The 13,924-nt window shown below is 71.7% G+C and carries 13 protein-coding genes; all 13 read right to left on the reverse strand.

All coding sequences use genetic code 11. The features are described 5' to 3' along the window. Positions 1-2 precede the first annotated feature (2 nt). The 13 genes from ASG73_RS13185 to ASG73_RS13240 are packed head-to-tail and all read right to left on the reverse strand — an operon-like array spanning position 3 to position 13,439. A complete protein-coding gene (locus ASG73_RS13185) occupies positions 3-1,739 on the reverse strand; it encodes a CTP synthase (protein WP_055995942.1) in 1,737 nt (578 codons plus the stop codon). Positions 1,740-1,755: 16 nt separating this feature from the next. Continuing rightward, positions 1,756-2,787, reverse strand: a complete 1,032-nt coding sequence (locus ASG73_RS13190) for a glycosyltransferase family 4 protein (protein ID WP_055995945.1) — start codon at positions 2,785-2,787, stop codon at positions 1,756-1,758. A gap of 4 nt (positions 2,788-2,791) precedes the next feature. Beyond that, entirely contained in the window at positions 2,792-4,426 is a 1,635-nt protein-coding gene (gene murJ, locus ASG73_RS13195; RefSeq protein ID WP_055995949.1) for a murein biosynthesis integral membrane protein MurJ, read from the reverse strand. Further along, positions 4,423-5,247 carry a hypothetical protein gene (locus ASG73_RS13200; RefSeq protein WP_055996121.1) on the reverse strand — a complete coding sequence of 275 codons (825 nt, stop codon included), beginning with the start codon at positions 5,245-5,247 and terminating at the stop codon, positions 4,423-4,425. The genes murJ and ASG73_RS13200 overlap by 4 nt, the downstream gene beginning before the upstream one ends. Before the next feature lie 5 nt (positions 5,248-5,252). Continuing rightward, positions 5,253-6,233, reverse strand: coding sequence for a copper transporter (locus ASG73_RS13205; protein WP_055995952.1), 981 nt, complete (start codon positions 6,231-6,233; stop codon positions 5,253-5,255). Next, a complete protein-coding gene (steA, locus tag ASG73_RS13210; RefSeq protein WP_055995955.1) occupies positions 6,230-7,414 on the reverse strand; it encodes a putative cytokinetic ring protein SteA in 1,185 nt (394 codons plus the stop codon). Before steA ends, ASG73_RS13205 begins: the two co-directional genes overlap by 4 nt. Before the next feature lie 31 nt (positions 7,415-7,445). After that, positions 7,446-9,179, reverse strand: coding sequence for a DNA repair protein RecN (gene recN, locus ASG73_RS13215; RefSeq protein WP_055995958.1), 1,734 nt, complete (start codon positions 9,177-9,179; stop codon positions 7,446-7,448). Position 9,180: 1 nt separating this feature from the next. Then, complete coding sequence (locus ASG73_RS13220; protein ID WP_055995961.1) at positions 9,181-10,095, reverse strand: NAD kinase; 915 nt, start codon at positions 10,093-10,095, stop codon at positions 9,181-9,183. After that, positions 10,092-10,898 carry a TlyA family RNA methyltransferase gene (locus tag ASG73_RS13225; protein ID WP_055995963.1) on the reverse strand — a complete coding sequence of 269 codons (807 nt, stop codon included), beginning with the start codon at positions 10,896-10,898 and terminating at the stop codon, positions 10,092-10,094. Before ASG73_RS13225 ends, ASG73_RS13220 begins: the two co-directional genes overlap by 4 nt. A 4-nt stretch (positions 10,899-10,902) precedes the next feature. Next, entirely contained in the window at positions 10,903-11,178 is a 276-nt protein-coding gene (locus tag ASG73_RS17945; protein WP_156466285.1) for a hypothetical protein, read from the reverse strand. Continuing rightward, complete coding sequence (locus ASG73_RS13230; RefSeq protein WP_156466286.1) at positions 11,171-11,674, reverse strand: hypothetical protein; 504 nt, start codon at positions 11,672-11,674, stop codon at positions 11,171-11,173. Before ASG73_RS13230 ends, ASG73_RS17945 begins: the two co-directional genes overlap by 8 nt. Before the next feature lie 29 nt (positions 11,675-11,703). Continuing rightward, a complete protein-coding gene (locus ASG73_RS13235) occupies positions 11,704-12,690 on the reverse strand; it encodes an HAD-IIA family hydrolase (RefSeq protein WP_055995969.1) in 987 nt (328 codons plus the stop codon). Continuing rightward, positions 12,687-13,439, reverse strand: coding sequence for a tetratricopeptide repeat protein (locus ASG73_RS13240; protein WP_055995972.1), 753 nt, complete (start codon positions 13,437-13,439; stop codon positions 12,687-12,689). Before ASG73_RS13240 ends, ASG73_RS13235 begins: the two co-directional genes overlap by 4 nt. Positions 13,440-13,924: the final 485 nt, after the last annotated feature.

Below are 13,924 nucleotides of genomic sequence, written 5' to 3' on the forward strand. Positions count from 1 at the left end.
GGTCAGGGTGTCGAGTCCGCCGCGACCTCCGTGGGCTCAGCCTCGGTCAGGGCAGCCTCGGTCGGCTCCACCTCGACCAGGCGGGAGTCGATCTGTGCCTGCACTGCCGCACCGATGAGCCCGGCGAAGAGCGGGTGGGCCTTGTCCGGGCGGGACTTGAACTCCGGGTGGGCCTGCGTCGAGACGTAGAACGGGTGCACCTCGCGGGGCAGCTCGACGAACTCGACGAGCCCGAGCTGGGGGTGGGTGCCGCTCACGACGAGGCCGGCCTGCTCGAGCTGCTCGCGGTAGGCGTTGTTGACCTCGTAGCGGTGACGGTGGCGCTCGGTGACCTTGGTGGCTCCGTAGGACTGCGCGGTGACGGACCCCTCGCGCAGGTCGGCCGGGTAGGACCCCAGACGCATCGTGCCGCCGAGGTCGCCAGAGCCGTCGACGAAGGACTTCTGCTCCTCCATCGTGGCGATGACGGGGGCGGACGAGCTGGGGTCGAACTCCGTGGAGCTCGCCCCCTCGATGCCGGCGACATTGCGGGCGTACTCGATGACCATGCACTGCAGACCCAGGCAGATGCCCAGGGTCGGGACCTGGCGCTCTCGCGCCCAGCGCAGAGCGCCCAGCTTGCCCTCGATGCCGCGGACCCCGAAGCCTCCGGGGACGAGCACGGCGTCGACCCCGCCGAGGGCCTTGCCGGCCCCTGCCTCGGTCGCGCAGTCGTCGGAGGGCACCCAGCGGATGCGCACCTTGGCGTCGTTGTGGAAGCCACCGGCGCGCAGGGCCTCGGTCACCGACAGGTAGGCGTCGGGCAGGTCGACGTACTTGCCGACGAGGGCGACCTCGACCTCGTGGCGCGGCTGGTGGACCCGGCGCAGCAAGGTGTCCCAGCTGCCCCAGTCGACATCGGTGAAGTTCAGACCGAGGCGCCGGATGACGAAGGTGTCCAGGTGCTCGCGGTGCAGCACCTTGGGGATGTCGTAGATGCTCGGGGCGTCGACGCAGGCGGCGACGCCGTCCTGCTCGACATCGCAGGACATCGAGATCTTGCGCTTGATGTCGTCGCTGATCTCGCGGTCGGCGCGCAGCACGAGCGCATCGGGCTGGATGCCCACCTGGCGCAGCGCGGCGACGGAGTGCTGGGTCGGCTTGGTCTTCATCTCACCGCTCGGGGCGATGTAGGGCACGAGCGACACGTGCAGGAAGAAGCAGCTGTCGCGGCCGAGCTCGTGGCGCACCTGACGTGCGGCCTCGAGGAAAGGCAGGGACTCGATGTCACCGACGGTCCCACCGATCTCGGTGATGATGACGTCAGGTGCCTCGGAATCCTTGATCCCGGGGCTGCCGGCGGCGGGGGCGCGCATCCGAGAGGTGATCTCGTTGGTGATGTGCGGGATCACCTGGACGGTGTCGCCGAGGTACTCGCCCTTGCGCTCGCGGGCGATGACCCGGCTGTAGACCTGACCGGTCGTCACATTGGCGGAGCCGTTGTGATTGGTGTCGAGGAAGCGTTCGTAGTGACCGATGTCGAGGTCGGTCTCGGCGCCGTCCTCGGTCACGAAGACCTCACCGTGCTGGAAGGGGTTCATCGTCCCCGGATCCACGTTGAGGTAGGGGTCCAGCTTCTGCATCGTGACCGCAAGGCCACGCGCTCGAAGCAGGTGCCCGAGGCTCGAAGCCGTCAGTCCCTTGCCGAGTGAGGAGACAACTCCTCCGGTCACGAAGATGTGTTTCGTCAGTGCCACCACGGGATTCCAATCTACGTCACGTTTGCACGGCTGAGTACCGCAGGGTCCATCGAGTCGCACTTTGGTCGAGCCCGTCCCAGCCCCGAGCCCGCTGTCGGGCCCGGTCTGCGGCCTGTGACGAGCGGTCCGGGTGCTCGAGAGTCGCGCTCACCGCACGAGCGATCGGGCCGGCCGCGCCCGCCTGCGGACCGTCCACGAGGAGACCGACCCCGTCGATCAGGTCCGGCAGCCCTCCCACACGGCGGGCGACGACGGGGGTCCCGGCGGCCATCGCCTCCTGGACGACCAGCGCTCTGGCCTCCCACTCGCTGGGGACGACGAGGACGTCTGCGGCCAGGAGCCACGGCCGCACGTCGTGGCTCTCCCCGACGAGGTGCAGCGCTCCCCCCTTCGGCAGGTCGTCCTGCCCGGGACCCACGAGGACCCACTGGCCGGGTGCCTGTCCGGCAGCGTCCGCGAGGACGTCGATCCCCTTCTGCGGTGCGACGCGGGCGATCGTCAGCACGAGCGACTCGCGCGAGTCGAGGCCGTGCGCGGACAGCAGCGCCGTCCGCTCGGCGCGCCGCCAGACGGTGCGGTCCGTCGCGAGGAGCTCGGGGACGCGCGGCGAGGGGACCGGCGCCAGCTCGGCACGACGGGCGCCCAGCGCGAGGGCGTCGTCGACGAGGTCGCTGCTGGCCCCCGTGACGAGGTCCGCACGGCGGATGACCGCGCGCGCGGCCAGCTCACCCACGAGTCGTCTGGGTGAGACTCCTGCGCCCCGGATCGGGTTGTGCAGGCTGATGACGAAGGGGGTCGCCCCCGCCCCGACGGCGGCGACGAGACCCGCGCGGAAGCCGTGGGCGTGGACGACGTCGGCGTCCCGGGAGAGCCTCCTCACGGACGAGACCGTGAGCGGGGCGTCGCCGGGCAGGTCGAAGCGGGCCCGGGTGGTGTCGTCCGTGACCACGTGCACGTCGTGCCCGGCTCGCGAGAGCGAGGTGGCCAGGTCGGCGACGTGGGTGCCGATCCCTCCGGCGGCGCTGGCCAGGCAGAGCAGGATCCTCATGCGGTCATCCTCTCGCTCTCCCGAAGCGGCGCAGCCCGGGGACCCTGCCCCGCAGCGCTGGGTCGAGCCGGAGCCCGACGAGCAGCACGAGGGCAGCCACGGCGAGTGCCACGACGGCCCCGAGGAGCGTGGCAGCCACGGCCGAGGCCGGCCAGTGCCCCCGGCCGAGGACGTGGACGACCAGGCCCAGCGCCACCGCAGCGCCGGCCAGGACCGCGGCGCGGGGCACCCCGGCCAGCGCACCGCGCCCCCAGTCGGCGCGGACCCGGGCGAGCAGGCCGAGTGCGGCGAGCGTCATGCCGATCGTGGAGGCCAGCCCGAGGGTGACGAGCGTGCGGCGCGCCCCCGAGTCGTCCCCCAGGGCGAGGAGCGGGATCGCTGCTGCGACCAGCCACCCCGCCGCCATGTGCGCTCCGGCCAGGAGGGGACGGCCTCGGGCGTAGAGCGCACGCAGCGCGACGGCGGTCGCGCCGAAGGCCACGAGTCCCGGTGCCATGGCGATGAGTGCCGACGGCATGGCCTCGAGAGCGTGGGCGCCCTCGCTCCCCCGGTCGATCTCGGCGAAGACCTCACCGATGGGGCTCGCTGCGGCGATCAGTCCGGCGACGGCCGCGGCGCCGAGGACGACCACCGCCCGCAGGGCGGCGGCGAGGGTCGATGCGGCCGAGGCCTGCACCTCGTCGCTGCCGGTCGCGCTGCTGGCCAGGAGCGGGAAGACCGCCGTGGCGATGGGCACGGCGAGCACGGCGTAGGGCAGCAGGTAGAGCGCCTGCACGTAGTTCTGGACGACCAGTGCGCCGTCACCGCCCGAGCGGTTGGCGACGGCGAGGGTGACGAGCACGGTGACCTGCTGGGCCAGGAGGGCGAGCACCCCGGCTCCCGCGAGCGAGCGCGCCCGTGTCCCGATCTCCTGCGACAGGCGCCAGCGTGGTCGCAGGCGGATGCCGGCTGCGGAGGCGACGACGACGAGCGGCACCGACATGGCGAGGACCCCGAGGGTCGTGCCACCACCCAGGAGCAGCCACTCCCGGGTGTGCACCTCGTCGGGACCGGTGCCGGCTGGCACCGTGAGCGCCCACGTCACGTAGGTGGCGATGACCACAAGGCTGGACAGCAGCGGAGCGAGCGCGGCTGCCACGAATCGCCGGTGGGCCTGCAGGACACCCGAGACGACGATGCCGACGCCGTAGAGCACCACCTGTGGGCTGAAGAGGATCAGCAGCCGGGTGCCCAGGGCCACGGCGCCCTCGACCCGGCCCTCGAGGTCGCCGAGGAGCGCCCTGCTGATGATCGGTGCGGCCAGGACGAGCACGAGGGCCAAGGGGACGAGGACGGCGAGGGCCCGGGTCAGCAGCGCCGAGGCGACCTCGTCGGCTCCCTCGTCGGCTCCCTCGCCGGCTCCCTGCGCACCGGTCGTGGAGATCCGACTCGCGACGAGCGGGATCACGACCGCCGCGAGGATCCCCCCGGCCGCGATCTCGTAGACGATGTTGGGCACGGTGTTGACGCTCTGGTAGACCGTGCCGACCCCTTGGGCGCCGACGGCCCAGGCGAAGACGACCCAGCGCAGGAACCCGATGAGGCGAGCCGCGAGCGTGATGGCCGCGACCGTCCCTGCGTCACGGGCGACCCGGTTCACCGGTCTCGGCCCCAGGCGTCGATCTCGCGCAGCACGGGGGTGGACTCGATGACCCGGGTGAAGCTGACCCGCTCCGACACCAGGGTCAGCCCGGTGACGATCGCGGCGGCCGTGAGTCGCCCACCGGGAGTCAGGCCGCGGACCAGGGCCAGGCCGAGCAGCGCTCCCAGCGCATTGGCGCCGCAGTCACCGAGCATCGACTCCCCCGCGAGGTCCTCGGGCAGGACTGCGGCGACACCCACGAGCGCCCCCGCCACCGGCCGCGAGTGGGCCGGCAGGAGCAGGGCGAAGCCCGCCGCCGTCGTCACCTTCAGCGCCCGCCCGGGCCGAAGGTCGAGGAGGTTGACGAGGTTGGCGGTCCCCGCGATGACGACGGAGTCCACCGCAGCATGACGAAGGGAGGGGGTCCCCGCTCCCTTCGTCTCGGGTGCCGTCGCCACCGATGCCATCTCCATCAGTGCCGTCACGACAGCGACACCGCCGAGTCCGCCGATCTTGAGCACCCCCGTCGTGACGCGCCCCGAGCGCAGCGCGCCCAGGTGTCCGCGCAGTCCCTTGGTCGTCGGGTCCCCGACGAGATCGTCGAGACCGCCCAGGACACCGGGCACGAGGACCGCGAGGACCGCGGCACCGCGCGGCGCAGGGCCGGCCAGCACCCCCGCGAGGGTCGCGCCCACGGCCGTAGGACCCTCCAGGAGGGTGACGGTGCGGCCGGCATGGTTGGTGCGCTCCCAGGGGCGGCGCAGCGCCTGCGGCAGCACCCGTGTCAGCTCGGTGAGACCCCGCGCCGTGACCAGTGCGATGACGAGTGTCCGGGCCACGTCGCTCACTTCAGGGTCGGCACCGGGCCGTCGGCGCTCTGGCCCAGCCCGTAGTCGCCGGACCCGCCGTCGGACTGCTCGACGAGTGCCAGCACGATGGCCGCGCGACCCATCGGGGTCGACGGCACGTCGACGGTCGAGACATCGTCCGCGAGGCTGCCGGGGGTCCGGGCCATCGTCAGCGGGGAGGCGTCCCCGGTGCCCGTGACTGCCTCCGCGGCGGCCAGCACCGTGCCGTCGGCGTGGGTCTGGACGAGGTGGGTCAGAGCCACCCAGGAACCGGCGATGCGTTCCGCCTCGCGGTCGACGGAGTTGGTCGAGTCAGGCGCCTTCGCGGGCACGGGGCCTCCCACGACGACGACCAGCTCGGCAATCTCCGGAGGGGTCTTCGACCCCTTGACCAGACCGGCGTCACGCAGCTCGCTCCACGCGGCCTCCCGCTCCGACATCGATGCCGCGGCGCTGCCGTCCGCCTTGGCCTGCCCGGTGAGGATGACGGCGAGCGCCTGGTCGACGCGCTGCGCGCCGTCGGGGACGGCCGGACCCACCCCGAGGTCGTGCAGCGCCGCCTGGCCGGCGGTGCTGCGCGTTGCCGTGATCTTCGGGTCGGTGCTGGCCCAGGCCGGCGTCACCTCGACGGTGTCGCTCACGCTCGCTCCTGCCTGCTCGAGAGTGTCGCGGATCGCCTCGACGTCCTCGTCGGATGCCTGTGGCAGCGACACGACGCTGACGCGCCGGTCCGTGAGCCGACCCGCGACGACGGTGGCCAGGGTGGCCTTGTCATAGGCATCGCGTCCCTCGATCTGGCGACGCTGGTCATTGCCCTGCGCCCGCAAGGCGTCCTTTTCCTGGCGGAGCTTGGTGACCTCACCCGACAGCGTGTTGCCGATGTTGTCGTTGAGGGGCCCCGCACCGAGCACGATCCCGATCGACAGTGCGATGAGCACCGCTGCGAGGGAGACGAGGTGGTACCTGAAGTCGATCACGTGAGGAGTCCTTCGACGAGTGCCCACAGGTCGTCCCAGCGGGCACCGAGCAGTTGGAGGGTGGCCTGTCCGGTCGGCGTCGCCCAGAGCGCGACGAAGAGCGAGAGCATGCAGACGATGGCCAGACCGACGAGCGACCACGACGATATCCGCGTCCGGTAGAGCCGGCTGACGCCCTTCGCGTCGATGAGCTTGCTGCCGACCCGTAGCCGGGTGAGGAAGGTGCTCGACATCCCGGCCCGGCCCTTGTCGAGGAACTCGACGAGCGTCGCATGCGTACCGACCGCCACGATCAGGGTTGCGCCCTTGTCGTCGGCGAGGAGCATCGCGATGTCCTCGCTCGTGCCCATCGCGGGGAAGACCACCGGGGTGCCTCCGAGAGCCTCGACTCGCGCGACCCCTGGGGCGCGCCCGTCCCGGTAGGCGTGCACGACGACCTCGGCCCCCATGGTGAGCACCGAGTCGGAGACGGAGTCCATGTCGCCGACGATGATGTCCGGCCGGTGCCCGGCCTCGACGAGTGCATCCGCGCCGCCGTCCACCCCGATGAGGACGGGCTTGTACTCGCGGATGTAGTGGCGAAGGGCGGCGAGGTCCTCCTTGTAGTGGTACCCGCGGACGACGATGAGGACGTGCCGGTCGAGCATGTTGGTGGAGATCTCGGGGACCCCGACACCGTCGAAGAGGAGGTCGCGCTCCTCGTTGATGTAGGCCATCGTGTTGGCGGCGAAGGCCTCGAGCTGCTGACTCAGACCAGCCCGTGCCTCATCCATCGTCTCCGCGAGCATCGCCGTGTCCCACAGCTGCCCCGCGACCGTCTCGCCGGAGGCGAGATGGAGCACGGCGCCGTCGACGCTCGCCCTGGCACCGTCCTTGAGGCGGTCCATCAGCGTGTCGTCGTCCACATCGATGAGCGGGATGCCGGCGTCCAGCAGGATCTGAGGACCCACATTGGGGTATCGGCCGCTGACGGACCGACCGGCGTTGACCACGGCCGCGGGCCGGCGGTCAACCAGGGCCTCACCGCTCACGCGGTCGATGTCGGTGTGGTCGATGACCGCGATGTCACCCGGCCGCAGGCGCTTGGTGAGGTCCTTGGTCCGTCGGTCGACCCGCACGGGACCGTTGAGGCCCGGCAGGGCCGGCTCACGGGACGTGTCGCGGGTCAGTCGAATGGCCATCCGGTGCATCGTCCCATGAAGCCGTGCGGATTCAGCGACGACACTGCTGAAGCAGCTCGTGGGCGTGCTCGAGACCCACGCTCGTGTCGTCCCCACCCATCATCCGGGAGAGCTCGGCGAGACGCTCGTCACCGTCGACGGCCCGGACCCCGCTGGAGGTGATCTGGTCACCGTGGGTCTTGTGCACCACGAGGTGCCGGTCTGCGTGTGCGGCCACCTGTGCCAGGTGGGTCACGACGATGACCTGGCTGGTCCGGGCGAGCGCGGCCAGACGGGCGCCGACGTCCAGCGCTGCCCGACCACCCACCCCGGCATCGACCTCGTCGAAGACGAAGGTGGGTACCTGGCTGGCGGTGGACCCCGCGGTGGCGACCTCGATGGCCAGCATGATCCTGCTGAGCTCACCACCCGAGGCTGCCTTGGCGACCGAGCGTGGCGGTGTGCCGTGGTTGGCGGCGACCCGGACCTCGACGGTGTCCGCACCGTCGGCCGAGACACGCAGCGGCTCCCCTGCTCCCGCATCCAGCTCGGCGGCGGCGTCGTCGGTCCGCGGCTCGACCACGACCTCGACCCGGGCCTTGGGCATGCCGAGGTGAGCGAGCTCCCCCTCCACCGCGGTGGAGAGTCGGGCTGCGGCACTGGTGCGGGTTGCGGTCAGCACACCGGCGGCCCTCGTCAGCCGCTGCGCGGCGTCCGCCACCTGCCCGGTGAGCTCGTCGATGCGCTCGTCAGCCCCCTGCAGGCCGAGGAGCCGCTCACGTGCCTCGTCGCGGTGCCGCAGCACGGCCTCGACGTCCTCGCCGTACCTGCGGGTGAGCTCTCGCAGGGCAGCGATCCGGGACTGGGTGGTGCTCAGCCGGGTCGGGTCGACCTCGATGTCGGCGGCGTAGGCCGACAGATCGGTCGCCAGCTCTGAGGTCAGGACGCCCACCTCTGCCAGACGGCGCTGCAGGTCCTCGAGCTGGTCGTCGTGCTCGACCAGCCGGCTCATCTCCTCGCCCGCCCTGGCGATGCGCCCGACGACGTCGTCGCCGGTGAAGCTGTCGGGGTCGGACAGGAGTCGGTGGGCGGTGTCGGCCCCGGTCCGCAGCTCCTCGGCATGGCCGAGCCGCTCGGCCTCACGGGCCAGCTCGACGTCCTCACCGGCCACGGGGTCGACCTCGTCGATCTGCTCGAGCTGGTGGGTGAGCAGCTCGATCTCCTGCAGGCGGGTCCGCTCGCCCTCGACGAGGCGGGCCAGATCCCCCTTCGCCTGCTGCCACTCGCGGAAGGCCGCGGAGACCTCGGTGGCGGCCACGCTCACCTCGGCACCGCCGAAGTCGTCGAGCAGGGCACGGTGCTGGGCCGGACGCTTCAAGCGCCACTGGTCGGCCTGGCCGTGGACGGCGACGAGGCCCTCCCCGAGGTCGGTCAGGACGCCGATCGGCGCGCGCCGACCACCCACGTGGGCCCGGCTGCGACCCGCGGCGGACACCGTCCGGCTCAGCAGGAGCTCCGGCTCGTCGGCGATGCCACCGACCTCGGCGATCGTCTGCCGCGCACGGTGGTCCTCGGCGAGCTCCAGCTCGGCCTCGACGACGGCCTCGTCGCTGCCGGTGCGCACCAGTGCGGCGTCGGCCCGGCCACCGAGGACCAGGCCGAGGCCGGTGACGACCATCGTCTTGCCGGCGCCGGTCTCCCCCGTGACGACGGTCAGGCCCGGGTGCAGGGTGAGGGTCGCGTCCTCGATGACGCCGAGATCGCGGATGTGCAGCTCGCGCAGCATGTCAGTCCCCGGAGCGGGAGCGGCCCCGCCAGCCGTGCACGGACAGATCGAACTTCGCGACGAGGCGGTCGGTGAAGGGGGAGCTGCTCAGGCGCGCCAGCCGGACCGGCTGCGCGGAGCGGCTCACCTCGATGCGGGCACCGGGAGGCAGGTCGACCGCGCGACGTCCGTCGCACCACAGGACGCCGTGGCCCTCCGTGCCGGGCACCAGGTCGACGGCGAGGTCTGACGTCGGCGCCACGACGAGCGGCCGGGCGAAGAGGGCGTGCGCGCTGATCGGCACGACGAGCATCGCCTCGACACCGGGCCACACGACCGGCCCGCCCGCTGAGAAGGCATAGGCGGTCGAGCCCGTCGGGGTGGCCATGACGACGCCGTCGCAGCCCCAGGTGGACAGGGGGCGGCCGTCGATCTCGACGGTCAGGACGAGCATCCGCTCGCGCGAGGCCTTCTCGACGGTGACCTCGTTGAGCGCCCAGCTGCGGGCGATCTCGCGGCCCTGGAGAGTGGCCACGACGTCGAGCGCCATCCTCTCCTCGACCTCGTAGGCCCGTCCGACGATGTGGTCGACGGTCGCGTCGATGTCCTCGCGCTCCGCCTCGGCGAGGAAGCCGACGTGCCCGAGGTTGACTCCCAGGACGGGGACATTGGCCCCGCGCGCCATCTCGGCGCCTCGCAGGATCGTGCCGTCACCGCCGAGGACGACGACGAGCTCGACATCGCGGGCCGGGTCGTCGCCGTCGTGCACGGCGACCGCGGGGTGGTGGGCGAGAATGGTGTCACCGAGGTCGCCTGCGGGCAGCCGGACCTCGATGCCGGCCTCGGCGAGACGGTCGGCGACGCCCAGAGCGACCTCGAGCGCCTCGGCTCGTCCCGGGTGTGCGAGCAGCAGCACCCGTCGAGGGGTCGAGGTCATCGGCCCTCCTCCTGCGTCAGCTCGTGCGCGATCACCTGCTGAGCCTGCCATGCCAGCCCCTCACGGGTGCGCCGGGTCAGGTGCACGAGGTACTCGTGATTTCCCTCTCCCCCACGCACGGGGCTGTGGGTCACGCCCAGCACGGCGAAGCCGACCTCCCCGGCGCTCGCGAGGACTGCCTCGATGGCCGCCCTGCGTGCCGCCGGGTCCGTGACGACGCCCTTGCGCCCCAGCCCGTGCCGGCCGACCTCGAACTGCGGCTTGATGAGCAGTACCGCGTCGCCCTGCGGTGTGAGCAGTGCGTGGATCTCGGCCAGCACGAGGCGAAGGGAGATGAAGCTCAGGTCCCCCACGGCGAGCTCGACAGCACCTCCGATGTCCTCGGGGGTCAGGCCACGGATCGTCGTGCCGCTGCGCTCGCTGACCCGAGGGTCGGCGGCGATCTCGGGTGCGAGCTGGTCGTGGCCCACGTCGAGAGCGATGACGTGCGCGGCGCCGTGCTCGAGCAGCACCTGGGTGAAGCCGCCCGTGCAGGCACCGATGTCGATGCAGCGCCGGCCGCTGACCGGGATGTCGAAGTCGGTCAGGGCGCCGACCAGCTTGCCCGCGGCACGCCCGACCCACCGGTCCCGGTCCGAGCGGACCTCGAGGTCCTCGTCCGGCCCCACCCGCAGCGAGGTCTTGCTCGCCACGACGCCGCCCACGGCGACCTCGCCGGCCTCGATGAGGGCCCGTGCACGGGTACGGCTACGGGCAAGCCCCCGCGCGACGAGAGCGACATCGAGTCTGGAGGTGTCGGGCACCGGGTCAGGACCCGAGGTCGGACAGGCGTGCGGTCAAGGTGGCGTGCACCGACTCGCCCGCAGCCAGGACCGCATCGAGGTCCGTGGGGTCCACCGCGGCGAGGTCGCGCAGCGCGGCGTCGACGACGAGGTCACCGGTCTGGGGCGTCGACCCCCCGTCGTCGGGGACGGACGGCATCTGGACCGACGCAGGGGTGGGAGCAGACGTGGCAGCCGGCGGCGAAGGGAGGGGCTGCGGCGGACCGGGCCGGGGGGCAGACGGCACGGGGAAATCAGCCATCCGCACGCGCCTCCCGGCTGGGGGGCGGCGTCTTCGGGGCGATCGTGCTCGGAGTCCTCTTCGCCGTCTTCTTGGCGGCCGCCTTGGTGGTCTTCTTGGCGGTCTTCTTGGCAGGACTGGTGGTGCCTGCCGCCGCTGAAGCCTTCTTGGCCGGACGCTTCTTCGCCGTGGTCTTCTTCGCCGTGCTCTTGACGGGAGACGCGGTGGCCGTCGTCCTCTTCACGGTCCTCGTGACCGGACGAGCCGCACTCGTCGTCACGGGCTCGCCGCGAAGGGAGGGTCCTCCCCCTCGCGCACGAAGCGTCGCGCTCAGCGCATCGAGATCGGCCTGCTCCTCGTCGGGCCACGCCGCGGCGTCGGTGTCGCGCTCACGCAGTGGCTGCTCCGCCGTGGCGGCCAGCAGCGTGTCGGCCAGTCGGACGACGTCGAGCGCCCGGTCCAGGGTCGTCTCGGTCACCTTCAGGCCCAGATGGATCATTGCGCGTACAGGGTCCACGTCACTCCTCCAGTTGGCTGCAGGCCACGCTACCCGTTGGTCAGGAGCCGGCCGGTGTCCTCCCTGCGAAGTTGTCCGCCATCAGCTGCAGCCCACACGGCGTCCAGAGATGCCCTGATGGCGTCCATGCCGTCGCCGTCGACCGACAGCCGGCCTTCTGCGACACGGGCACGAGCGCCACCTCGCACACACCAGTCTCCCTCGCGTTGTGCCTCGGGGTAGTGCTCGTGAAGACCTCTGAGGTCCTTCACGACGTAGTCGGGCCGGCGGTCGACGGGGGCAGCCGCGGCATCGGCTGGACCATGGACACCTGTCAGCACGAGCACTCCCGCCATCCCGGTCGCGACGGCCCCACGGATGTCCGTACCCAGCCGGTCGCCGACCGCGATGACCCTGGCCGGGTGTGCACCGAGCACCTCGGCCGCCATCTCGTACATGGGGGGATGTGGCTTGCCGACGACCTCGGGGTCTACGTCGACGGCCAGACGCACCGCGGCGACCAGCGCGCCGTTGCCGGGCGCGGGGCCCGACTCTGTCGGCAACGTGGGGTCGTCGTTGGTGGCCACCCACCGAGCACCGGCACGAATCGCGTGAGCAGCCTCACCGAGCTCAGCGGCCGTCACCTCAGCGCCATATCCCTGAAGCACCGCCGCCGGCGGGCCGTCGGCGCCGGGCGTCAGGGGGTGCAGTCCGACCGCACGCAGGGCCTCCGCGACACCGGGCCCCCCGACCGCCATGACCCGGCTGCCCGATGGCAGGTCGCGGGCAAGGATTCTGGCCGCGGCCAGAGAGGACGTCAGCACGGCCTCGTCGCAAGCCCGCAGACCGAGCCGCCGGAGGTGCTCACCGACATCGTGCGGACTGCGCGAGGCATTGTTTGTCGCGAAGACGACAGGGATCGTCAACGCATTGAGCGCATCGGCTGCGTGCTCGATGGCCCCGGGCCCCGCGTAGACGACACCGTCGAGGTCACAGACCACTCCGTCGAACCGTGCGGCCAGCCCGACGCCCGTCACGACTCCCGGCGTCCCTGCCCGTCATCGTGACCGGGCTCGTCGGTCAGCTCGACCTCGTCCAGCTGCACTCCGTCGAGCTCTTCGACGCGTTCGATCGCATCCGTCTCACCGTCTTGGTCAGCCACTGCAGCCTTCGCAAACCAGGCACGGGCATCGTCGCGGCGGCCGACATCGAGCAGTGCATCAGCGTAGGCGTACCAGACACGCGCGGCCCACGGCTTCGTGGCCACCTTGTCGACCTGGCCCTGGAGCGCGAGCACCGCGGCCTGGGGTTGGCCCATGTCACGTCGGATACCCGAGCCCACGATGAGCAGCTCGACCTGGTCCTCTTGTCCCAGGTGCCGTGCCTCGGGAGAGCCCAGCAGCTCAAGAGCCCGGGCCGGGCGACCCAGACCACGTTCGCAGTCGACCATGAGAGGCAGCAGGTGGGAGGAGCCACTCAGCCGGCGCACAGTACGGAATTCTGTCAGTGCGCGGGCGAAGTCACCCATGCGGTAGGCGACAAAGCCAAGCGCCTCACGAGCAGCGGGCACACGCCCGGCACGACGTACGGCAGTCTCCGCGTGCGCCAGAGCTCCGTCGAGGTCTTCGCCCTCGAGCAGGGCGGCAACCATCACGAGGTGCTGAGCCACGCCGTCGGCGTTCTCCTTGCTCAGCGTGCGCAGCTGCTGTCGCACACTGCGGTCCAGCTCGGCGCCCGTGACATCCGGTGAGATCGCTGGCTCGGGCCGGCGCCCTTGCTTCGGCACCAGGCGCGACCCACCGCGGTTCTCCTCGTCCTCGCGGTTGGAACCTCCGCGCTCAGGACGCGGACCGCCACGCGATCCACCGCGATCGTCGCGACGGTCATCGCGCCGCTCCCAGCCACCGCCGCGGCCTCCGCGGTCATCTCGGCTGCCTCCACGGGAGGGGCCTCCTGGGCGGCCTTCTCCGCTGGGACGTCCGTTACCGCTCCGCTCGGGGCGTCCACCGGACGCACCTCGCCCACGGTCCGGCCTGCTTGACCCTTCGTCCACGTCCAACAACCTCTCTCGACCTGGTGCCCCTGTCAGGGCAACACTCCCCCGACGGGGGACTCAATGCAACACAGTGCGCCACTTTGTCGTGGAACGCGCGAGAGCCCCCAACGACTCGTTGGGGGCTCTCGGCTCAATGGTTGTCCGGCTGCGTCCTACTCTCCCACACCGTTCCCAGTGCAGTACCATCGGCGCTGTACATGAAGGAGCCGAAGAAG

Origin of the sequence: Janibacter sp. Soil728 (assembly GCF_001428305.1) — a bacterium.
Taxonomy (GTDB): Bacteria; Actinomycetota; Actinomycetes; order Actinomycetales; family Dermatophilaceae; genus Janibacter.

Excerpts from the sequence above, each read along its gene's own strand:
- recN (WP_055995958.1), bottom strand. The coding sequence starts at position 9,179 with ATGCTGCGCGAGCTGCACATCCGCGATCTCGGCGTCATCGAGGACGCG.
- steA (WP_055995955.1), bottom strand. The coding sequence starts at position 7,414 with ATGGCCATTCGACTGACCCGCGACACGTCCCGTGAGCCGGCCCTGCCG.
- ASG73_RS13220 (WP_055995961.1), bottom strand. The coding sequence starts at position 10,095 with ATGACCTCGACCCCTCGACGGGTGCTGCTGCTCGCACACCCGGGACGA.
- ASG73_RS13190 (WP_055995945.1), bottom strand. The coding sequence starts at position 2,787 with ATGAGGATCCTGCTCTGCCTGGCCAGCGCCGCCGGAGGGATCGGCACC.
- ASG73_RS17945 (WP_156466285.1), bottom strand. The coding sequence starts at position 11,178 with ATGGCTGATTTCCCCGTGCCGTCTGCCCCCCGGCCCGGTCCGCCGCAG.